The sequence below is a fragment of the Arthrobacter cheniae genome (assembly GCF_003602275.1).
Classification (GTDB): domain Bacteria; phylum Actinomycetota; class Actinomycetes; order Actinomycetales; family Micrococcaceae; genus Arthrobacter_D; species Arthrobacter_D cheniae.
The window spans coordinates 63,307-83,427 of sequence record NZ_QZVT01000011.1; the positions used below are offsets into that span (position 1 = coordinate 63,307).

The 20,121-nt window shown below is 67.2% G+C and carries 22 protein-coding genes; 8 read left to right on the plus strand and 14 right to left on the minus strand.

Annotated elements, in window-relative coordinates:
- Nucleotides 1-276 (minus strand): hypothetical protein, encoded by a 276-nt coding sequence (locus tag D6T63_RS16330; protein WP_220725956.1) that lies wholly within the window; start codon nucleotides 274-276, stop codon nucleotides 1-3.
- A 95-nt stretch (nucleotides 277-371) separates the two neighbouring features.
- Between D6T63_RS16330 and pepN the strand changes: the two genes are divergently transcribed.
- Nucleotides 372-2,981: an aminopeptidase N gene (pepN, locus tag D6T63_RS16335; RefSeq protein WP_120150121.1), complete on the plus strand. Its 2,610-nt coding sequence runs from the start codon at nucleotides 372-374 to the stop codon at nucleotides 2,979-2,981.
- On the opposite strand, the gene D6T63_RS16340 is transcribed toward pepN, so the two are convergent.
- From D6T63_RS16340 to D6T63_RS16355, 4 genes are all read right to left on the minus strand, one after another.
- A complete protein-coding gene (locus D6T63_RS16340) occupies nucleotides 2,966-4,042 on the minus strand; it encodes a lipoate--protein ligase family protein (RefSeq protein ID WP_120150122.1) in 1,077 nt (358 codons plus the stop codon). The genes pepN and D6T63_RS16340 overlap by 16 nt on opposite strands.
- Before the next feature lie 153 nt (nucleotides 4,043-4,195).
- Complete coding sequence (locus D6T63_RS16345) at nucleotides 4,196-4,453, minus strand: type B 50S ribosomal protein L31 (RefSeq protein WP_120150123.1); 258 nt, start codon at nucleotides 4,451-4,453, stop codon at nucleotides 4,196-4,198.
- Nucleotides 4,454-4,552: 99 nt separating this feature from the next.
- Entirely contained in the window at nucleotides 4,553-5,380 is an 828-nt protein-coding gene (locus D6T63_RS16350; protein WP_120150124.1) for a TrmH family RNA methyltransferase, read from the minus strand.
- Nucleotides 5,381-5,423: 43 nt separating this feature from the next.
- Nucleotides 5,424-6,209 carry an ABC transporter ATP-binding protein gene (locus D6T63_RS16355; protein WP_120150125.1) on the minus strand — a complete coding sequence of 262 codons (786 nt, stop codon included), beginning with the start codon at nucleotides 6,207-6,209 and terminating at the stop codon, nucleotides 5,424-5,426.
- 209 nt (nucleotides 6,210-6,418) lie between these two features.
- On the opposite strand from D6T63_RS16355, the gene serB reads away from it, so the two are divergent.
- On the plus strand, nucleotides 6,419-7,303 hold the full coding sequence (serB, locus tag D6T63_RS16360) for a phosphoserine phosphatase SerB (RefSeq protein WP_120150126.1): 885 nt from the start codon (nucleotides 6,419-6,421) through the stop codon (nucleotides 7,301-7,303).
- Nucleotides 7,304-7,407: 104 nt separating this feature from the next.
- Here the strand turns inward: serB and D6T63_RS16365 are convergent, their stop codons facing one another.
- Nucleotides 7,408-8,157: an SDR family oxidoreductase gene (locus D6T63_RS16365; protein ID WP_120150127.1), complete on the minus strand. Its 750-nt coding sequence runs from the start codon at nucleotides 8,155-8,157 to the stop codon at nucleotides 7,408-7,410.
- Between the two features lie 77 nt (nucleotides 8,158-8,234).
- A complete protein-coding gene (fabG, locus tag D6T63_RS16370; protein WP_235830811.1) occupies nucleotides 8,235-8,972 on the minus strand; it encodes a beta-ketoacyl-ACP reductase in 738 nt (245 codons plus the stop codon).
- A 206-nt stretch (nucleotides 8,973-9,178) separates the two neighbouring features.
- Between fabG and D6T63_RS16375 the strand changes: the two genes are divergently transcribed.
- Genes D6T63_RS16375 through D6T63_RS16385 form a run of 3 tightly spaced genes read left to right on the plus strand, consistent with a single transcriptional unit; the run spans nucleotide 9,179 to nucleotide 10,724 of the window.
- A complete protein-coding gene (locus D6T63_RS16375) occupies nucleotides 9,179-9,607 on the plus strand; it encodes a DUF3099 domain-containing protein (RefSeq protein ID WP_120150128.1) in 429 nt (142 codons plus the stop codon).
- Nucleotides 9,600-9,896: a hypothetical protein gene (locus tag D6T63_RS16380; RefSeq protein ID WP_235830813.1), complete on the plus strand. Its 297-nt coding sequence runs from the start codon at nucleotides 9,600-9,602 to the stop codon at nucleotides 9,894-9,896. Before D6T63_RS16375 ends, D6T63_RS16380 begins: the two co-directional genes overlap by 8 nt.
- The gene (locus D6T63_RS16385) at nucleotides 9,897-10,724 is read left to right on the plus strand and encodes an SURF1 family cytochrome oxidase biogenesis protein (RefSeq protein WP_120150129.1); all 828 of its coding nucleotides are present in this window, start codon (nucleotides 9,897-9,899) and stop codon (nucleotides 10,722-10,724) included.
- Between the two features lie 98 nt (nucleotides 10,725-10,822).
- Here the strand turns inward: D6T63_RS16385 and D6T63_RS16390 are convergent, their stop codons facing one another.
- Nucleotides 10,823-12,421 (minus strand): ABC-F family ATP-binding cassette domain-containing protein, encoded by a 1,599-nt coding sequence (locus D6T63_RS16390; protein ID WP_120150130.1) that lies wholly within the window; start codon nucleotides 12,419-12,421, stop codon nucleotides 10,823-10,825.
- Nucleotides 12,422-12,588: 167 nt separating this feature from the next.
- Here D6T63_RS16390 and D6T63_RS16395 point away from each other — a divergent pair, with 167 nt between their 5' ends.
- The 3 genes from D6T63_RS16395 (at nucleotide 12,589) to D6T63_RS16405 (ending at nucleotide 14,634) form a co-directional block, all read left to right on the plus strand.
- On the plus strand, nucleotides 12,589-13,215 hold the full coding sequence (locus tag D6T63_RS16395; RefSeq protein ID WP_120150131.1) for a biotin transporter BioY: 627 nt from the start codon (nucleotides 12,589-12,591) through the stop codon (nucleotides 13,213-13,215).
- An 82-nt stretch (nucleotides 13,216-13,297) separates the two neighbouring features.
- The gene (locus tag D6T63_RS16400; protein WP_120150151.1) at nucleotides 13,298-13,972 is read left to right on the plus strand and encodes an energy-coupling factor ABC transporter ATP-binding protein; all 675 of its coding nucleotides are present in this window, start codon (nucleotides 13,298-13,300) and stop codon (nucleotides 13,970-13,972) included.
- On the plus strand, nucleotides 13,969-14,634 hold the full coding sequence (locus tag D6T63_RS16405) for an energy-coupling factor transporter transmembrane component T family protein (RefSeq protein WP_120150132.1): 666 nt from the start codon (nucleotides 13,969-13,971) through the stop codon (nucleotides 14,632-14,634). Before D6T63_RS16400 ends, D6T63_RS16405 begins: the two co-directional genes overlap by 4 nt.
- A gap of 100 nt (nucleotides 14,635-14,734) precedes the next feature.
- On the opposite strand, the gene D6T63_RS16410 is transcribed toward D6T63_RS16405, so the two are convergent.
- The 6 genes from D6T63_RS16410 to D6T63_RS16435 all read right to left on the minus strand — a co-directional run bounded on the left by D6T63_RS16410 (nucleotide 14,735) and on the right by D6T63_RS16435 (nucleotide 20,037).
- The gene (locus D6T63_RS16410; RefSeq protein WP_120150133.1) at nucleotides 14,735-15,064 is read right to left on the minus strand and encodes a metal-sulfur cluster assembly factor; all 330 of its coding nucleotides are present in this window, start codon (nucleotides 15,062-15,064) and stop codon (nucleotides 14,735-14,737) included.
- A 54-nt stretch (nucleotides 15,065-15,118) separates the two neighbouring features.
- Nucleotides 15,119-15,886, minus strand: coding sequence for a Fe-S cluster assembly ATPase SufC (gene sufC, locus D6T63_RS16415; protein WP_120150134.1), 768 nt, complete (start codon nucleotides 15,884-15,886; stop codon nucleotides 15,119-15,121).
- Nucleotides 15,887-15,948: 62 nt separating this feature from the next.
- Nucleotides 15,949-16,308 carry a non-heme iron oxygenase ferredoxin subunit gene (locus D6T63_RS16420; RefSeq protein ID WP_120150135.1) on the minus strand — a complete coding sequence of 120 codons (360 nt, stop codon included), beginning with the start codon at nucleotides 16,306-16,308 and terminating at the stop codon, nucleotides 15,949-15,951.
- Complete coding sequence (gene sufD / locus D6T63_RS16425; RefSeq protein WP_120150136.1) at nucleotides 16,308-17,651, minus strand: Fe-S cluster assembly protein SufD; 1,344 nt, start codon at nucleotides 17,649-17,651, stop codon at nucleotides 16,308-16,310. Before sufD ends, D6T63_RS16420 begins: the two co-directional genes overlap by 1 nt.
- A gap of 2 nt (nucleotides 17,652-17,653) precedes the next feature.
- Entirely contained in the window at nucleotides 17,654-19,126 is a 1,473-nt protein-coding gene (gene sufB, locus D6T63_RS16430; protein WP_120150137.1) for a Fe-S cluster assembly protein SufB, read from the minus strand.
- Nucleotides 19,126-20,037, minus strand: coding sequence for a helix-turn-helix transcriptional regulator (locus tag D6T63_RS16435; protein ID WP_407923757.1), 912 nt, complete (start codon nucleotides 20,035-20,037; stop codon nucleotides 19,126-19,128). The genes sufB and D6T63_RS16435 overlap by 1 nt, the downstream gene beginning before the upstream one ends.
- Nucleotides 20,038-20,121 lie beyond the last annotated feature (84 nt).

The window sequence follows — 20,121 nt, forward strand, 5'->3', positions numbered from 1 at the left end:
TCAGGCCAGGCGGGTGATGGCCGCCGTGACGTTGAGCGTCAACCCTCCGCCGCCGGACAGGATGCCTTTCAGGGGCGACACGTCGCGGTAGTCGCGCCCGTGGGCCACCGAGACGTGGAAGTCGCCGACGGGTCCGCTGTTGGTCGGATCCTCGCCGCGCCACTCGCCGTTGCGCGCGTCGGTCTGCACTCCCGTGGCGCCCTGCACGTAGTCCATCTGCGTCCTCGGCCAGTCGAGGACGGCGCGTGCTGCCCCGTGCGGAACGTGCCGATACATGGACGGTCACGCGGACACAGGTCGCGTCGACGTGCCTGAAACGAAGCGACGGGTACCCGGATCGGCGGCTGCCGGGGGCGTGGTTGAATGGCCCGATGGAGAACGAGAACCTGCGCCGCGACGAGGCGGCCGCCCGTTCGGCGCTGTTGGAGACCGAGAGCTACACCGTCGAACTGGATCTTTCCCAGGCGCGTGATGCCCGTGCGCGCAGCTACCGGACCACCAGCACCGTGGTCTTCACCTGCCGGCGGCCCGGCGGTGGGACCTTCCTCGACTTCATCGGTGACGTCACCGCTGTGGAGCTGAACGGCAGGACCCTCGACCCTTCCGCCGTCAGCGACGGTGCCCGGATCCACCTGCACGACCTCGCCGCAGGGAACACCGTGGTGGTGACCGGTCAGGCCCTCTACAGTTCCAGCGGGGAGGGGCTACACCGGTTCGTCGATCCCGTGGACGACGAGACCTACCTGTACACGCAGTACGAGCCGGCCGATGCCCGCCGTGTCTTCGCGAACTTCGAGCAGCCGGACCTGAAGGCCTCGTTCTCCTTCAGCGTCCTCGCCCCCAGCGACTGGACGGTTGCCTCGAACGGGATCGAGACCAGCGTGGAACCGGTCGGAGAGCCGGGTGCCCGCACGTCGCGGTGGGTCTTCGCACCGACGCGCCGGATCTCGACCTACATCACCACTGTGCTCGCCGGGCCGTACCACCGGGAGACCGACACCTGGACGGGCGGGGCCGGGACCGCGGGCGAAGGCCTCGAGGTGCCCCTGGCCCTCTACTGCCGCCGTTCACTCGCCCCGTCCTTCGACGCACCGGAGATCTTCGACACCACGAAGCGCGGCCTCGAATTCTTCCATGGCGTCTTCGACTACCCCTACCCCTTCGGCAAGTACGACCAGGCCTTCGTGCCGGAGTACAACCTCGGCGCCATGGAGAATCCGGGGCTCGTGACCTTCACGGAGAACTACGTGTTCCAGTCCGCCGTCACGGACGCCCAGCGCGAGGGCCGGGCGAACACGATCCTCCACGAGATGGCGCACATGTGGTTCGGTGACCTCGTGACGATGACGTGGTGGGACGACCTCTGGCTGAAGGAGTCCTTCGCGGACTACATGGGCGCCCTCGCCCTCGCCGAAGCCACCCGCTGGCGCACCTCGTGGGTCAGCTTCGCCAATCGACGGAAAGCGTGGGCCTACGTGCAGGACCAGCTTCCGACGACGCACCCGATCGTCGCGAACATCCCGGACCTCGAAGCGGCAAAGCAGAACTTCGACGGCATCACCTACGCCAAGGGCGCCTCGGTGCTGAAGCAGCTCGTGGCGTTCGTCGGCCGTGATGCCTTCACCGCCGCCGCACGCCAGTACTTCCGAAAGCACGAATACGGCAATACGACCCTCATGGACCTGCTCGACGTGCTGACCGACGCGACAGGGCAGGACCTCACGGCCTGGTCGCAGTCCTGGCTGCAGACCTCCGGCGTGCCGTCCCTGAGGGCAGAGGTCACGGTCGACGGGAGCGCGTACGGTGGCGTGGCACTCGTGCAGGACGCTGTCGACCCGGTGACAGGCCTCGACGAGCCCCGCCCCCACCGGATCCGTGTCGGGCTCTACACGTTCGACGCCGACGGTTGGCTGGTCCGATCCGCATCGGAGGCCGTGACCGTCACGGGCGGACGCACGCTCGTACCGGCGCTGACGGGCAGGAGGCAGCCCGATCTGCTCCTCGTCAATGACGACGATCTCACCTACGCCAAGCTCTCCTTCGACGACCGGTCCCTCTCGACGCTTCTGACCTCTATCCACCGTCTGAAGGATCCGCTTGCTCGCGCCACCTGCCTCACCGCCCTGTGGTCGAGCACCAGGGATGCCGCCCTGCCGGTCCATGCCTACCTCGATGCCGTGATGCTCGCCGCACCCGCGGAGACGGGCGTCGGCGTCCTTCAGGTCCTGCTGGCGAATGCGCGGACCGCGGTCGAGAGCTTCGCCCCTGCGGTGGCACGCGCCGCTCTGCGCGAGCGGGTGGGGAACTTCCTGTGGGACGGGCTTCGCGGCGCCGACGAAGGGTCCGACCACCAGCTCGCCTGGGCCAGGGCGCTGGCGGCCGCAGCGCGCACCGCACCGCGCCCCGCGGACCACCTGCGCGCTCTGCTCGACGGCGACGACAACGTCAGCGGGCTGCGGCTCGACGCCGAACTCCGCTGGTTCTTCCTGCAGGGGCTCGCAGCCCAGCAGCGTGTACTCCCGGGTGAACTCGAGGCGGAGAGGATCGCGGACGCTACGGCGTCCGGCAGGGTCGGTTTCACGCTGGCGTCAGCGGCGATTCCGGATGCCGCGATCAAGAAAGCCACCTGGGAGGAGGCCGTCCACGGTACGCGCCTGTCGAACGAACTCCTCAGTGCCGCGATCGAGGGCTTCATGCTGGGTTCGCGGAACCTGATCGGCCAGTACGAGGAACCCTACTTCCAGGCGATCCGCGGCGTATGGGCGACCCGCGGCATAGAGATGGCCGGCAGGATCGTCCGGGGCCTGTACCCGGGCCGCCAGGACCTCGACGGAGAACCCGCGGACCACCCCGTCGTCGTGCGGACGGATGACTGGCTGCAAGCCAACGCCGATGCCCCGGCCGCACTCCGCCGCATCATCCTCGAGGAGCGGGACCATCTCGTGCGTGCCCTGACCGCTCAGGCTCAGGGCACGCGGTAGAGCCACTCGTCCGTGCCGAACTTCCGCTCCACCAGGTCTTCGGCGCGGCGGAGCTCATCCTCCGACAGGGTGGCGTCGACGGCGCCGAAGCGTTGACGGAAGGTCGAGATCATCACCTCGATGATCTCCTCGCGCGTCCTGCCGGTCTGCCGACGCAGGGGGTCCACGCGCTTCTTGGCGCTCCTGGTGCCCTTGTCCGACATCTTCTCCTTGCCGATGCGCAGTACCTCGAGCATCTTGTCCGCGTCGATGTCGTAGCTCATGGTCACGTGGTGCAGCATGCCGCCGTTGGCGAGGCGTTTCTGCGCGGCTCCGCCGATCTTCCCGACCTCCGTCGCGATGTCGTTGAGTGGCTGGTACCAGGCACTGATGCCGAGCCGCTCCAGCGCTTCCAGGATCCAGGCATCGAGGAAGGGGTAGGACTCGGCGAAGCTCAAGCCGTCCACGAGGGACTGCGGGACGTAGATGGAGTAGGTGATGGCGTTGCCGTGCTCCATGAACATGGCTCCTCCCCCGCTGATCCGCCGCACGACTGTCACGCCGTGCCGCTCCACGCCTCTCTGGTCCACCTCGTTCCGCACAGATTGGAAGCTGCCGATCACCACGGACGGTGACTGCCACTCCCAGAACCTGATCGTCGGGTTGCGTGCACCCGCTCCGACGTCGTGCGTGAGGACCTCGTCCATGGCGACATGCATGGGAGTGGACAGCGGCGTCGGAGGGATGATCTTCCACTCGTGGTCCGCGAAGCCCGTAGCCCTGCCGAGCGCCCGCCGGACGGCTGTCGCGATGGCTCCCGCGGAGAAGCCGAACAGGACGACCGAGGGATCGAGGCGGGCCGTGACGGCAGCCGCGATCTCGCCCGGCGCGGTATCGGCGGGCAGCCCCTCTAGTGCGTCATTGATGTCGAGCAGGGCCTCGTCCGGCTCGAGGAAGAAGTCCCCGTTGACGGAGACATCGACCATGCGCCCGTCCCGTATGGAGAGGTCCACGGCAGTGAGCTTCCCGCCGGGCGTCTTGAACTCGCCATGCAGGCGATCCGTGTCCGATTCCTGTTCCATGCTGCGGACCTCCTTGGTGCCGACCCGCTGCGGGTTACGGCCTTGTGCGCGTGTTCGGTGCGTTAAGCGGGAAAAGCCACGCCGGAGCGGCGTGGCTTTTCCTGAAGGATGGAGCGCGTGCGCCCGTGTGTCCTGCGGTGTGAAAGAACGGGACTACTTCTTGCCGCCGAAGCCCTTGAAGCGGGCGTTGAAGCGCTCGACGCGCCCGGCGGAGTCCATGATGCGCTGCTTGCCCGTGTAGAACGGGTGCGACTCCGAGGAGATCTCGACCTCGATGAGGGGGTAGGTGTTTCCGTCTTCCCACTCGATGGTCTTGGCTGAGCCGACCGTCGACTTGGTCAGGAACGCCTGGTCGGAGGCCAGGTCGCGAAACACGACGGGCTGGTACTTGGGGTGGATATCAGACTTCACGGGACTACCTTCTCTGGTTGCCTGGATTTTGCCAGGCACGGGGGGTACGAAAGGGTGGCAATTGTGCCAGCTGTCAATACTAGCGCAGCCGCACCTGCGTCACGAAATAGCAGCTGCGTCGGCGTCGTACCGGCACTCCCAGAACGCGACCGCGGCTGCTGCCGCGACATTCAGCGAGTCGACGCCGCCGTGCATGGGAATGGTCAGGGCTACGTCCACCTCGGCAAGGGCGCCGGAGCTGAGACCGTTGCCCTCGGTGCCGAGCAGCAGGGCGAGCCGCTCGTGCCGTTGCGCGGGGAATGCTCCGAGTGGAACTGCTCCGGGGACGAGCGCAAGGGCGGCAAGGGTGAAGCCCGCTGCCCGGACCATGGCGAGCTCGCCGGGCCAGGACGTGAGCCTCACCCAGGGCACCTGGAAGACGCTGCCCATGCTTACACGGACGGCCCGTCGGTACAGCGGATCGGCACTGCGCGGGCTGACCAGGACGGCGTCGATACCGAGCGCAGCCGCCGAGCGGAAGACGGCTCCGAGGTTGGTGTGGTCCACCATGTCCTCGATCACGGCAACACGGCGTGCGCCGGCGAGGACCTCCGTCAGGGGGCGAGGGTCCGGCCGCTGCATGGCGGCGAGAGCGCCACGGTGGAGGCGGAAGCCGGTGATCACTTCGAGGGTGGCCTCCGGCGCCACGAAGGCCGGGACGGAAGGGAACCGTGCGATGACGTCGTCGAGGTCGGGCAGCCATTTCGGCGCCAGCAGGAAGGATCGCGGCGCGTGCCCGGCGTCGATCGCACGCCGCAGCACTTTGGGACTCTCTGCGATGTAGAGCCCCTCGGCGGGCTCCTTGGCCAGCCGCAGCTGGACGTCCGTCAGGTTTCGGTAGTCCGACAGGCGGGGATCATCGGCCGAGTCGAGGTGTACGAGCGGCATCAGGCCGCCCCTGCCGCTGCCGAGCGGCCGTCAGGGGCGGAGATCACGCCCGGGCGACCGCGCTGTAGCGACCGTTCTCCTCGGTGACCTTGAGGGCGACGTCGAAGGCAGCGCTCAGGTTCTCTTCGGTGAGGACGACGCCGATCGGACCGGCGGACACCATCTTTCCGTCACGCAGCAGCAGGGCGTGGGTGAATCCGGGCGGCACTTCCTCGAGGTGATGGGTGACCAGCACCATTGCGGGCGCATCCTCGTCGCGGGCGAGTTCCGTCAGCCGCTTCACGAGGTCCTCCCGCCCCGCGAGGTCGAGCCCGGCTGCGGGCTCGTCCAGGAGAAGGAGTTCCGGATCGGCCATGAGGGCCCGGGCGATCTGCACGCGCTTCCGCTCACCCTCGCTCAGCGAGCCGAAGGGGCGATTCATGAACCGGGACATGCCCCACGTGTCCAGCAGCCGGAAGGCGCGGCGCTCGTCGAGACGCTCGTACTGCTCGCGCCATCGGCCGGTGACACCGTAGGAGGCGGTGACGACGACGTTCAGGACGGTTTCGTGGTCCGGTACCTGCGACGCGAGCGCCGCCGAGGCCAGCCCGATGCGTGGGCGGAGTTCGAAGACGTCCACGGCGCCCATGACCTCGTCGAGGATCCCGACGACGCCGCGAGTGGGATGCAGGCGTGCACCCGCGAGCTGGAGCAGGGTGGTCTTGCCCGCTCCGTTGGGTCCCATGACCACCCAGCGCTCCCCCGCGCCGACCTGCCAGTCGATCTCGTCGAGAAGGGTCTTGCCGCCCCTGATGAGGCTCACGCCTGCCAGTTCCAGAACGTTCCACATGGTTCTAGACACTAGGCTAAGGAGCGGCTCCGTGGCGAAACCGCCGAACCTGCGAGGCCGGTCTTCCGTGGCGTTGATCGCCCCCGCCGGGTTGATCCGAAGCAGCGGGTGTCGGACGAGGAGCGTTGGCATCGTCGACGTCACGAACCGTTCTACGTCGATCACCACAGCAGACGACGCCGACAGCGGCGCAGACAGGGAGCATACGCATGTCGGTAGACACGAGGGTGGTCGCATTCGCGCCGAAGCTCGACGATGGCCACCGGAACCAGCTGGTGACCGCCCTGAACGAGTTCGGCGCCGCCATCAGGAACGAAGCTTTTCAGCGATCGCCGACCTACGACACCCTGACCCTGGACCTGCGCCTCTCCACCGGGCCCGACGTCCTGCGCTCGGTCCTGACGGCCTGGAGTTCCTCCAGCGGGATCAACGCTGCCGTCGTACCGGCACCGGTCTACCTGCCCGGCCCCAAGCTGCTGATCATGGACGTGGACTCGACGCTCATCAAGCAGGAGGTCATCGAACTGCTCGCCGCGCATGCCGGGCGGGAGGCGGAGGTGGCCGCAGTGACGGAGGCAGCCATGCGCGGCGAACTCGACTTCACCCAATCCCTGCACCATCGGGTTCGCGCTCTCAAAGGCCTGCCGGCGTCCGTGATCGACGAGGTGGTCGGCCGGATCGAGCTGAGCGACGGTGCGGAACTGCTCGTCGCGGCCTATCTTGATGCCGGGCACACCGTCGGCGTCGTATCCGGCGGTTTCTCGCAGGTACTGGGACCGCTGGCGGCGCGACTCCGTCTGTCCTTCGCACGCGCGAACGATCTCGAGATCGAGGACGGCGTCCTCACCGGTCGCGTGTCCGGTGCCGTCGTCGATCGCCGCGAGAAGGAGCGGGTGCTCCGGGCCGAGGCCGATCGCGCGGGTGTGGACCTGTCCTCGACGATCGCCGTGGGCGACGGCGCGAACGACCTCGACATGCTGGCGGCGGCGGGGCTCGGCGTGGCCTTCAACGCCAAACCCGCCGTCCGGGCAGCCTCGGACGCCGCGCTCGACCTGCCGGACCTCGACGTCGTCCGCCATTTCGCCGGTCTCTGACCTATCGCGCAGGCCCTCCTGCCTCGGATCGTCCGCCCTGGACCGTCCCGCCCTGTACCGTTCGCGAGGCAGGACTGCGGGACGCGCAGCGTCTCCGGCCCGGATCAGCTCTTGGCGATGAAGTCCTCGGCACCGCCCACGTACTCGGTGTGGCCGGTCGGGACATCGGCCGTCGCCATCCTCACGATCTCGGTGGCGAATTCCGCCACCGAGTAGAGGCGCCCCGCCTCCTGGCGGCGGGCCTCGATGGCGCCGGGGGTGGCGCGATCGAGCAGGGTCGCCGTGACCGTGCCCTCGATCATGTCGCCGGAGACGACGACGAGGGAGATGCCCTTCTCGTCGAGTCGGGGGATCAGGTCCCGCAGTGCGTCCTCACCGGCCCGCTTGCTGCGGGCGACCGGCTCGTAGGCCTCCATCGTCTCGACCTTCTCGATGAAGTGCGCCTGGTGGCTCGTGATGAACAAGACGCGTGAGCCGGACGGCATGACATCGGCGGCAGCCGTGAGCATGGCGACCTGTGCGTCGCGGTTGAGGCGAAGGGCGTAGTCCTCGCCCATCGACGTCTCCATGCCGCCCGAGGCGTTGAGCACCAGCAGGTTCAGCCCCCCGAAGGTCGAGACGGCCGCATCGACGAGCGCGGCCGGACCCTCCGGCGTGGTCAGGTCCGCGCCGACCGCGACGGCCTTGCCACCCGCAGCCTCGATGCCCGCTACGACCTTGTTGGCGCGGGGCGCCTTCTGGCGGTAGTTGACGACGACCGCGGCGCCCTGCGCTGCGAGCAGCTGCGCGACATCGGCGCCGATGCCCCTGGATGATCCGGTGACGATTGCTGTGGTTCCCTCGAGGGTGGCCATGGTGCTCCTTGGGGTGGGGGTTGGAGTGGAGAGTTGCAGTGCTGGGAGAAGATCGCGCGGGATGGCGAGGCGGTGCCTCAGTGACCCATGCCGAGGCCGCCGTCGACCGGGATGACCGCACCCGAGATGTAGCCGGCGGCGTCGCCGGCGAGCCAGGACACGACGCCCGCGACCTCCTCCGGTGAGGCGAAGCGTCCGGCGGGAATGGTGGCGAGATAGCTCTTCCGCGTGGCTTCGGGCAGCTCCGCCGTCATGTCGGTGTCGATGAATCCGGGCGCGACGACGTTGGCCGTGATACCCCGCGAGCCGAGTTCCCGGGTGAGGGACCGGGCCATGCCCACCAGCCCGGCCTTCGACGCGGAATAGTTGATCTGGCCGGGCGCTCCGTACAGTCCGGTCACGCTGGAGATGAGGATCACGCGGCCGCGCCTGAGGCGGATCATTCCGCGTGACGCCCGCTTCACCACGCGGAAGGCACCGGTGAGGTTGGTATCGATGACGTCGGTGAAATCGCTCTCGGTCATGCGCATGAGCAGCGTGTCCCGCGTTATGCCGGCATTGGCGACGAGGACCTCCACCGGACCATGTTCCGCCTCGACCTGGGTGAAAGCGGCATCGATCTGCTGTTCGCTGGTGACATCGGCCCTGACGCCGAGCATCCCTTCAGGAACGTCACCACTTCGGTAGGTGATGGCAACCTTGTCGCCGTTGGCTACGAATACCTTGGCGATGGCCAAACCGATCCCGCGGTTTCCTCCGGTAATGAGGACGCTGCGGCCGGTAGCCGTCGTCGTGTTGTCTGCACCAGGTGCCACGGGGAGAACTCCTCTGTCTGCGGGCCGGAAGGGGTCCACGTTGTCCATATCGGCGATCGCGCGCACGAGCCGGCGGAGCTTCCGAGCTTCCCCGGATCTTGCCTGTGGCGACGCGTCAAACTATCCCGACGATCCTAGCGGCGCATCCCTCGACTTCGGGAACCAGGCCCGAAGTGAGATAATAGAGGCAGTCTTTTTGGAGTGTGATGAGTAAGCAAACGAAGCACAACACAGACGTCCACAGCATTTCAGACGCACGTGAATCGCACAGCGATGAGATGCGAACACGAATGATCCGTTACACCATATCGATGAGCATCCGCCTCATCTGCTTCATCCTCGTTTTCGTGGTTCCCTACGTCTGGCTGCAATGGGTCATGATCGCCGGTGCAGTCTTCCTGCCCTATTTCGCCGTCATCGTCGCCAATGGCGGCGGTGACACCAGCAACATCAGGCACAGCGATGCCCTGATCGATCGTGCGCCGGTCCGCGAGATCGAGGCCAGGGTCGTCGACGCCGGTCCCGACGACGGTGATGATGACGTGCTGAGCGGGGAGATCATCGACGACGCGGCTCATCCCGCGCAGCACGGTTCGCATTCCGCCGGCTACGGCAAGCCGGGTACAGATGCCTGAGGTGCCACCGGTACAAGGACCCGCGGTCGCCTCGACCGCGGGCCTCGGTCTGTTCGCGGCTCCCCAGCGTGCGGCCGGAGCGAGCCCGGTCTGCTCGCGTAAGGGGTGCCGCGACGACGCCTCGTGGCAGCTCCTGTGGAACAACCCGCGCATCCACACCCCCGATCGCCGGAAGGCCTGGGCGTCCTGCCCGACCCATGTGGAGTGGTTCGAGGAGTACCTCCGGGAGCGCGGTCTGTGGAAGGAGACCCTCCCCCTGACCGCCGACCATCCGCCGGAGATCCGCTAGGTGTACCGCTTCCTCTTCTCCGTACGCTGGTTCGGGTGGCTCGTCATGGTGATGGTGCTCGCTGCGGGCTGCGTCGGCCTGGGTCGCTGGCAGCTGGACCGGCGCGAGGCCGTCGTCGAGAACATTCAGCGCATCGAGGCGAACTACGACGCAACCCCGGAGCGGTACGTGCCGGGCGAGAACGGGTTCGACCGGTATCAACCGTCGCGGGAATGGACCCCCATCACCTTCACCGGGACCTATGACGTCGCCAACCAGGTCATCGCGCGCAATCGCCCTCTCAACGGGCAGCCGGGGTACGAGGTGCTCACGCCGCTGAAGCTCGACGACGGAACGGCCGTGATCATCGATCGGGGATGGCTGCCGATCGGCAATGCCGAGGCAGGACGCCCGGATGAGGTACCGGAACCGCCCGCTGGTCAGGTCGAGGTCACCGCCAGGATGAAGCCGGGCGAGCCCTCGGTCAACCGCGGCGCACCGGAGGGGCAGGTGGCGTCAATCGACCTCGCCGCCCTGTCCGAACGGCTGGACTATCCACTCCAGGATGCCGCCTACGGTCTCCTCGCACTCGAGCGGCCGGGAGCCGCGCAGACACCGGTCGCGGCTCCGAAACCCTCGATCGACGAGGGCCCACACCTCTCGTACTCCCTGCAATGGTTCGCATTCGGCGTCCTCGCGTTCGTGGGACTGGGCTATGCCGCACGGCTGCAGCGCAGGACGAACGCCGAACAGGACGGGACAGCCACGGACCGACCGGTCCGACGGCGCCGTCGTCCCTCCTCGGAGGAGGACGAGGACGCCATCCTCGACGCCCAGGGGATCCGCTAGCGCGGGACGCGCGCTCGGCCCGCTGGCCGACCCGGCGCGTTCCTGAGGCCCGTCAAGCTCGTCGACGCCCGCCAGGCACGTCAGGTCCGTCAGGTCCGTCAGGCGAGGGTGACCAGCTCCAGGTAGTCCTGGTTCCAGAGGTCCTCGATGCCGTCGGGCAGCAGGACCACGCGCTCGGGATCGAGCGCATCCACGGCGCCTTCATCATGGCTGACCATCACCACGGCTCCGCTGTAGTTCTTCAGCGCACCGAGGATCTCCGCGCGGCTCGCGGGGTCGAGGTTGTTGGTGGGCTCGTCGAGCAGCAGGACATTGGCCGAGGACGCCACGATCGTGGCCAGAGCCAGGCGCGTCTTCTCGCCACCGGAGAGGACGCCTGCGGGCTTGTCGACGTCGTCGCCCGAGAAAAGGAACGATCCAAGGATGCCCCGCACCTCGGCGTCCTGCATGTCGGGCGCGGAGGATTTCATGTTCTCGAGGACCGAGCGCTGCGTGTCCAGCGTCTCGTGCTCCTGTGCGTAATACCCGACCTTCAGTCCATGGCCCGCGATGACCTGTCCGGTGTCGGGCTTGTCCACGCCGGCCAGCATCCGCAGCAGCGTGGTCTTGCCGGCGCCGTTGAGTCCGAGGATGACGACCTTCGATCCGCGATCGATCGCCAGGTCGACGTCGGTGAAGATCTCCAGTGAGCCGTACGACTTGCTGAGTCCCTCCGCCGTCATGGGGGTCTTGCCACAGGGAGAGGGCTCGGGGAACCGGAGTGCTGCCACGCGGTCCGAGGTGCGGACCGCATCGAGCCCGCCGAGCAGGCGTTCGGCACGCTTCGCCATGTTCTGCGCGGCTACGGCCTTCGAAGCCTTGGCGCGCATTCTGTTGGCCTGATCCATGAGGACCTGCGCCTTCTTCTCGGCATTCGCGCGCTCGCGCTTCCGGGCTCGCTCATCCGTCTCGCGCTGGAGCTGGTAGCGCTTCCACCCCATGTTGTAGATGTCGATCGTCCCCCTGTTGGCGTCCAGCTGGAACACCTTGTTGACGGTCGCCTCGAGCAGTTCGACATCGTGGCTGATCACGATCAGGCCGCCCTGGTGGTTCTTCAGGAAGTCCCGCAGCCAGGTGATGGAGTCGGCGTCGAGGTGGTTGGTGGGCTCGTCGAGGAGCATGGTCTCGGCACCCGAGAAGAGGATGCGCGCCAGTTCGACACGCCTGCGCTGACCGCCGGAGAGCGTCTTGAGGGGCTGGTTCAGGATGCGCTCGGGCAGCGAGAGGTTCGAGGAGATCGCCGCTGCCTCTGCTTCCGCGGAGTAACCGCCACCGGCGAGGAAGGCGGCCTCGATGCGGTCGTAGCGTGCCATGGCCTTGTTGCGCACCGAGTTCTTGTCGCTGGCCATGTCCTCCTGCGCCTGACGGAGTTCGGTGACGACGGCGTCGAGGTTCCTCGCCGAGAGGATCCTGTCCCGAGCGAGCTGCTCCATGTTCGGTGTGCGCGGGTCCTGGGGCAGGTAGCCGATCTCACCTGAACGCGTCACCGTGCCTCCGGCCGGCAGCGCCTCTCCGGCGAGCACCTTGGTGAGAGTGGTCTTGCCGGCGCCGTTACGACCGACGAGTCCGATCTTGTCACCCTTGTCCACGCGGAAGGACACCTCGTCCATGAGCAGGCGGGCGCCAGCCCGCAGCTCCAGGTTCGACACGTTGATCACGATGAGGCCTTTCGATGGTGCCAGAGACGGCGTTTGTTGTAGGAATCCCACAAAGGATTCCCTGGTGACCGGCGCTAGTCTCGGTACAGAAGCAGTTACGGCTGGAGGAAGTCGACATATCACCGGAGCAACCGGTGCGACTCCGGCCCGCTGAAGGAGCGTAAGCCATGCAGCCGACCGAGAAGACCGTCGCCGGACCGGCCGGCAGCAGCCTACCGTCATCCCGCAAGCGGTGGGACACCACCGATCTCTCGCTGGTCGCGGTCTTCGCCGCCCTCATCGCCGCCCTTGCAATCGTACCCGGTATCCCGGTGGGTCCGCTCGGCGTGCCCATCACCCTGCAAACGCTCGGGGTGATGCTGGCCGGCGTCGTCCTCGGTCCGGCCCGCGGGACCGCCGCCGTCCTGCTCTATCTCGTCGCCGGACTCATCGGCCTACCTGTCTTCAGCGGCTTCAGTGGCGGATTCGGCGTGCTCGCGGGACCCTCGGCGGGATACCTGGTGGCCTTCCCTCTCGCGGCCCTCGTCGCCGGACTCATCGCCGTTGTCATCATCCGCAGAGCCACGCGCTTCCGGGCGTCCCTGCTGTTCCTGGCGTGCCTCGCAGCAAGCCTGCTGACCATCCATCCCCTGGGCGTGGCCGGACTCATGGTCAATGCCGGGTTGCCCCTCCGTGACGCCATCCTCATCGACGCCGCCTATCTTCCTGGCGACGTCCTCAAAAACATCCTCGCCGCCCTGCTCGCGGTATCGGTCCACCGGGCATTCCCGCGCCTCCTCTCGCGGCGCGCGTAGTGGAAGCAGCCCGTGAGTAGATCCTGGTCGAGGCGTGATTGAGTTCCGGGCCGCAGAGGTCCGGTCCGACGACGACCAGCGGATGCTGCTGCAGCCGCTCACGCTGACGCTGTCCGAACGGCGCGTATCGATCATCGGCGCCAACGGCTCGGGCAAGTCGACCCTGCTGCGCCTCATCAACGGACTCCGAACACCCTCGGCGGGATCCGTCGCTGTCTTCGGCAGGGATACCCGGACCGACGCCCGTGCCGTGCGGCAGTCGGTCGGCTTCGTCTTCACGGATCCCCTGTCCCAACTCGTCATGCCTACGGGACGCGAGGACGTCGAGCTCTCGCTCAGGGCCCGTAAGCTGCCGACGGCCGAGCGCCTGCGCCGCGGCGAGGAGGTCCTCGGGCGTTTCGGTATACAGCACCTCGCCGACCGCAGCATCTACGACCTCTCGGGTGGCGAGCGGCAGGTCCTCGCACTCGCGGTGGTCCTCGCCGTGGAGCCCCGTGTCCTCGTGGCCGACGAGCCGACCACGCTGCTGGACCTGCGGAATGACGCCCTCGTCCGTGCGCTGATCGCAGGGCTCGACCAGCAGGTCGTCTTCACGACCCACAATCTCGATTTCGCGCTCGAGAGCGAGAGGACCCTCGTCATCGACGACGGGCGAATCGTATTCGACGGTCCGCCCCCGGACGCCGTCGCCCGCTATCGCGCACTGGCAGGACGATCCGCTGACGCGCCGGGCCTGGACCGGACGAACGGGCCATGAGGGGGTACGGCAGCACGCTCGGCCTCTACCAGCACGGTCAGGGGTTCCTCTACCGCACGCCCCTGTCCCTGAAGGCCGTCGCCTCACTCGCCTGCGCCGTCGCCGTCGTCACCTGGAGATCGCCGTCGACGACGGCGATCACCCTGACGGTGACACTGTGTGCACTCCTGATCGGCGCGCATCTCTCGCCCCTGCGCATCCTGCGGATGCTAGCTCCGGCGGCGCCGATGCTGGCGATCCTGGCCCTGTACCAGGGCCTGGCACAGGGCTGGCTCCGGGCCTTCACCGTGGTCGGGGGCATCACCGCCTGCCTCCTGGCGGCCCGAGCGGTGACGCTCACCACCCCGATGCAGTCCCTGCTCGACGGAGTGGTCAGGCTTGTCCGGCCGTTCCGCGTGGTCGGCGCCGACCCGGAGCGCTTCGCCCTCGCCCTGTCCATCATGCTTCGGAGCATCCCCTACCTCGCCGGGCTGTTCATGGACGTGCGCGAGGCGGCTCGGGCGCGCGGCCTCGAGAGGAATGCACGTGTCGCCGTCACTCCCCTTGTCATCGGCGCCGTCGCGTACGCGCACCGGACAGGTGAGGCCCTTGCCGCGCGGGGTCTGGGCGAGCACGACGGCGACCGGGACAGGGGCATGGATCCCCACGACCCGGGCGCCTGACGGCACCGGCCCGGGCAGCCACTTCCCTCGGAAACGACGAAAGGCGGCCCCAGCCTTCGCTGGAACCGCCCCTCGACAGGCGGGGTGCCTGTGATGCTGCTCAGATGTTGAAGCCCAGGGCCCGCATCTGATCGCGGCCGTCTTCGGTGATCTTCTCGGGACCCCAGGGCGGCATCCATACCCAGTTCAGACGCCATTCATCGACGACGCCGTCCAGAGCCTGACCGACCTGCTCCTCGATCACGTCGGTCAGCGGGCACGCTGCCGTCGTGAGCGTCATGTCGATCAGGAGGGCGCCGTCGTCGGCGTACTTCAGGCCGTACAGAAGGCCGAGGTCGACGATGTTGACGCCGAGTTCCGGGTCGATCACGTCCCGCAGCGCTTCCTCGACGTCGTCAAGCGCGGTTTGCGCCTGCTGCACATCACTCATCGAACTGTTCCTTTCGAGCGTCCCGGCAGCGAAGACCGGGAAATCGGAGTGGTCCTAGGCTTCGACCGGAGTCTGCGCCGTGAACCGATCGTAGCCCTCTGCCTCGAGCTGGTCTGCGAGTTCGGGCCCGCCCTGCTCGGCGATCCGCCCGGCGACGAACACGTGGACGAAGTCAGGCTTGATGTAGCGGAGGATACGCGTGTAGTGCGTGATTAGCAGCGTGCCCATCTCGCCCTTCGAGTGCTCGCGGTTGACGCCCTCGGAGACGACCTTGAGTGCGTCGACGTCGAGTCCGGAGTCGGTTTCGTCGAGAATGGCGAAGCGCGGTCGGAAGAGTTCCAGCTGCAGGATCTCGACGCGCTTCTTCTCACCGCCCGAGAAGCCCTCGTTGACGTTGCGCTGGGCGAAGTCGGCGTCGATACGCAGCTGCGCCATTGCCGTCTTCACGTCCTTGGTCCAGTGACGCAGGCTCGGCGCCTCGCCGTCGAGCGCGGTCTTGGCCGTACGGAGGAAGTTCGTCATGGTCACGCCGGGCACCTCGACGGGGTACTGCATGGCCAGGAACAGGCCTGCCCGTGCGCGCTCGTCGACGCTCATCGACAGGACGTCCTCACCGTCGAGGGTGATGGTTCCGCCGTCGACCTTGTAGCGGGGGTGGCCGGCGATGGTCGAGGCGAGGGTCGACTTGCCGGAGCCGTTGGGGCCCATGATCGCGTGCGTCTCACCGGTGTTGATCGTCAGCGTGACGCCCTTGAGGATAGGGACATTGCCCTGCTCGGTGTCGATGCTGACGTGCAGGTCCTTGATTTCAAGTGTGGACATCGTGTTCTTTCTCCTTCGCCTGCTGTGCAGGAAGTGTGCAGGAAGTGCGTGTGCGGCGGCGGTCAGCCGAACTGCGGTGCCGGCGCTCCGTTGGTGACATTCGAGACATCGACGTAGACGTTGCCGTCATGGATCTCGAGGGCGAATACCGGGACCGGCTCGTACGCCGGGAGCTGCAGCGGCGCACCGCTGCGGAGGTCGAACTGGGAACCATGGCCCCAGCATTCGATCGCACAGCCCTCGACGTCGCCCTCCGAGAGCGAGATGTCCGCGTGGGAACAGGTGTCTCCCAGCGCGTGGATCTGCCCGTCGGAATCGCGGACGACGACGACGGGGTAGTCGTCGATGAGGACGCGCAGAGCCTGCTTGACCTCGATGTCGTCGACGTTGCAGATCAGCTCGCCGCGGGGTTCCACCGACATCAGAGGTTGCCTGCGGCGAGCTCGCGCTCCACCGATTCGGACAGCCGCTCCTCGAGGGAGGGCACCTTGATCTGCTGGATGACCTCGTTGAGGAACCCTCGCACCACGAGCCGGCGAGCGGTCACCTCGGGGATGCCGCGGGCCATCAGGTAGAAGAGGTGCTCGTCGTCGAACCGGCCGGTGGCACTGGCGTGGCCCGCACCTTCGATGAGACCCGTCTCGATCTCGAGGTTCGGGACGGAGTCCGCGCGCGCGCCGTCCGTCAGGATGAGGTTGCGGTTGGTCTCGTAGGTGTCCGTGCCTTCGGCCGCTTTGCGGATGAGGACGTCACCCACCCAGACAGTGTGCGCGCCCGCACCCTGCAACGCTCCCTTGTAGGTCACGCGGGACTTGCAGTTCGGTACGGCGTGATCCACCAGGAGGCGCTGCTCGAGGTGCTGGCCGGCGTCGGCGAAATACAGTCCGTACATCTCGACCTCGGCACCGGGAGCGGTGAAGATCGACGACGGCGTGAGGCGCACGAGGTCACCGCCGAGGCTGACGACGACGTGCTTGTAGCGCGCGTCGCGGCCGATCTTCGCCTGCTGCGAGGAGACGTGTACGGCGTCGTCGTCCCACTCCTGGACGCTGACGACCGTGAGATCCGCGCCGTCACCGACGACGATCTCGACGTTCTGCGCGAGTGTGGCAGACCCGTGGTGGTCGATGACCACCACGGCCTTGGAGAATGCCTCGGCCGTGATCAGGATGTGCTGGGCAGCTGCCTCGGCGTGCGTGCCCGTGACGCTGACCATGACCTCGCCGTCGGCCACCGTCTCCTTCGGAATGGTGATGACCGTGGCTTCGGTAAAGGTGTGCCACGCTGCTGCGGACACGCGATCCTCGGGGGTCGCCGACGCTCCCAGGCGGGCGTCACCACGACCGACGGTCTCGACGGTGACATTGCCCGCACCCGTGACCTCGATCGACGGGGCTGAGCCGTTCAGTTCCTCGGTGTGCAGGCCGCGGAGACGCTTGAGCGGCGTGAAACGCCAGTCCTCCTCGAGCCCCGTGAGCGTCGGGAAGTCGGCGAGGTCGAAGGACCTGCGACGCTCTCCCCGGGACGCCTCGGGAACTACGGGCGCGTTGCCGTGGCTGTGCTTCTTCAGGCCGAGCTGCTCGCTGCCGGCGTTCTGCGCGGAGAGACTTTCGCCCTGCTCCGTGAAGCCGTCGATCGCAGCCGACCTGTCGATGGCCCCTGACGGTGCACCGAGGCGGGCCTTCTCGTCGAGGTCACCGAGATCGGTGACCTCGCCCTCGGGTGCGGTGTTGGGCGTGAATTCCGTGTGGGTGGTTTCAGCCATCGCTAGCCTACGGCCCCTTCCATCTGCAGTTCGATCAGCCGGTTCAGCTCGAGCGCGTACTCCATGGGCAGTTCACGTGCGATCGGCTCGATGAAGCCGCGCACGATCATGGCCATGGCTTCGTCCTCGGGAAGCCCGCGGGACATGAGGTAGAACAGCTGCTCCTCGCTGACGCGCGAGACGGTGGCCTCGTGGCCCATGGTGACATCGTCCTCACGGATGTCCACGTACGGGTACGTATCCGATCGCGAGATCGTATCCACCAGGAGCGCGTCGCAACGGACCGTGTTCGCGGAGTGTTTCGCACCCTCGCGTATCTGGACGAGTCCGCGGTAGGCGGCCCGACCGCCGCCGCGAGCGACAGACTTCGAGACGATCGAGGACTTGGTGTTGGGTGCGATGTGCACCATCTTCGATCCGGTGTCCTGGTGCTGTCCCTCGCCTGCGAAGGCGATGGACAGCGTTTCGCCCTTGGCGTGCTCCCCCACGAGGTAGACGGCCGGGTACTTCATGGTGACCTTCGAACCGATGTTGCCGTCGATCCACTCCATCGTCGCGCCCTCGTGTGCGATCGCACGCTTGGTAACGAGGTTGTACACGTTGTTCGACCAGTTCTGGATGGTGGTGTACCGGACGCGGGCGCCCTTCTTGACCACGATCTCGACGACGGCCGAGTGCAGGGAGTCCGACGTGTAGATCGGGGCGGTGCAGCCCTCGATGTAGTGCACGTAGGAGTCCTCGTCCGCGATGATCAGCGTGCGCTCGAACTGGCCCATGTTCTCGGTGTTGATGCGGAAGTAGGCCTGCAGGGGGATCTCGACGTGGACGCCCTTGGGGACGTAGACGAAGGATCCGCCGGACCAGACAGCCGTGTTCAGCGACGCGAACTTGTTGTCGCCCACGGGGATGATCGAGCCGAAGTACTCCTTGAAGATCTCCGGGTGCTCACGCAGTGCGGTATCCGTGTCGAGGAAGATGACGCCCTGGCGCTCGAGGTCCTCGCGGAGCTGGTGATACACCACCTCGGACTCGTACTGCGCCGCGACGCCTGAGACGAGGCGCGCACGCTCCGCCTCGGGGATGCCGAGCTTCTCGTACGTGTTGCGGATGTCCTCGGGGAGGTCCTCCCACGTGTTGGCCTGCTTCTCCGTCGAGCGCACGAAGTACTTGATGTTGTCGAAGTCGATCCCGGAGAGGTCTGCACCCCAGGCGGGCATGGGCTTGCGGTCGAAGTACTTGAGGCCCTTGAGCCGGAGATCGAGCATCCACTGGGGCTCGTTCTTCTTCGCGGAGATGTCGCGGACGACGTCCTCGCTCAGGCCACGGCGCGCGTTGTCGCTGACCTCGTTCTTATCGGCCCAGCCGTACTGGTAGGTGCCGATGCCCTCGAGCTCCGGGTTCTTCTCCAGAATGTCGCTGATCACCGACTCCGGCACTGCCGACGCGGCTGGCTTGCGGTCTACTTGATCCGTCATCATGGCCTTCCTTGCTGATGGATGGATAACGTTGCTGGTGTGCTGGGCGGCGCGGCTTCAGGGGCGGCCGGTTGAGCGGCGTTCCCGGGAGCGTCCGGGCTGGCCGGTGCGGCGTGAGCCGCCGTCGTCCGTCCCAGGGGTATGTGGGTCGTGCAGACGTGACCGCCACCGGCCAAGGTGGAGAGGCGGCGGACGTCGACGCCGAGCAGGCGGGCGAACACGCCGGTCTCCTGCTCGCAGAACGCAGGGAAGGCGGAGGCCAGTCCCTGGATGGGGCAGTGTCCCTGGCAGAGCTGGACGCTGGGCATCGCGGATCGGATGGCATGTGGGGCGGTACGGGCTCCGCGTCCCTGGGGAAGTCCGACGGTCTTGGTGGACCCGACGAAGCCGTCCGTGCTCAGGGCCCCTGCGAGGGCACGTGCACGCGCCTCCACATCCGGGCCTGCGGCCTCGACGAGGGGACGGTAGCGCTCCTCCATTCCGGAGAAGCGTATGCGGGCGAATTCCTCGATGGCCTCGGGACCTGCAGCTTCGCCGAGCTGGCTCAGGGCGGCTATGGCGATATCGAGGTAGTCGTTTCCCATTTTGGTCTGTCCGCGTCGGCTGAGGACGTAGCGACGGGCCGGGCGACCGGCGCCGGTCGCGGAACTCCGGACCCGCTTGACCTCGATGAGCCCGTCATGAGACAACGCATCCAGGTGGCGGCGCATGGCGGCCGGTGTGAATCCGAGGCGGTCGCCGAGCTCGGCAGCACTCACCGGACCGCGCTCGAGGACCGCCGACAGCACGCGGTCACGCGTGCGCTCGTCGGGGTCGGGGGAGACGATCTGCGCTGTCAGTTCAGGTTCCGGCGCGCTATGGGCCAGGACGCCACCGGAGGGCGCAACGGCGGCATGCGGTGTTGCGGTCACAGTCCGATCCTTCCGTTGGCGACAAAATACACAACATAAGCATGACGTAATGTATTCCGTCACACCACTTAGGCGAGGCTACCC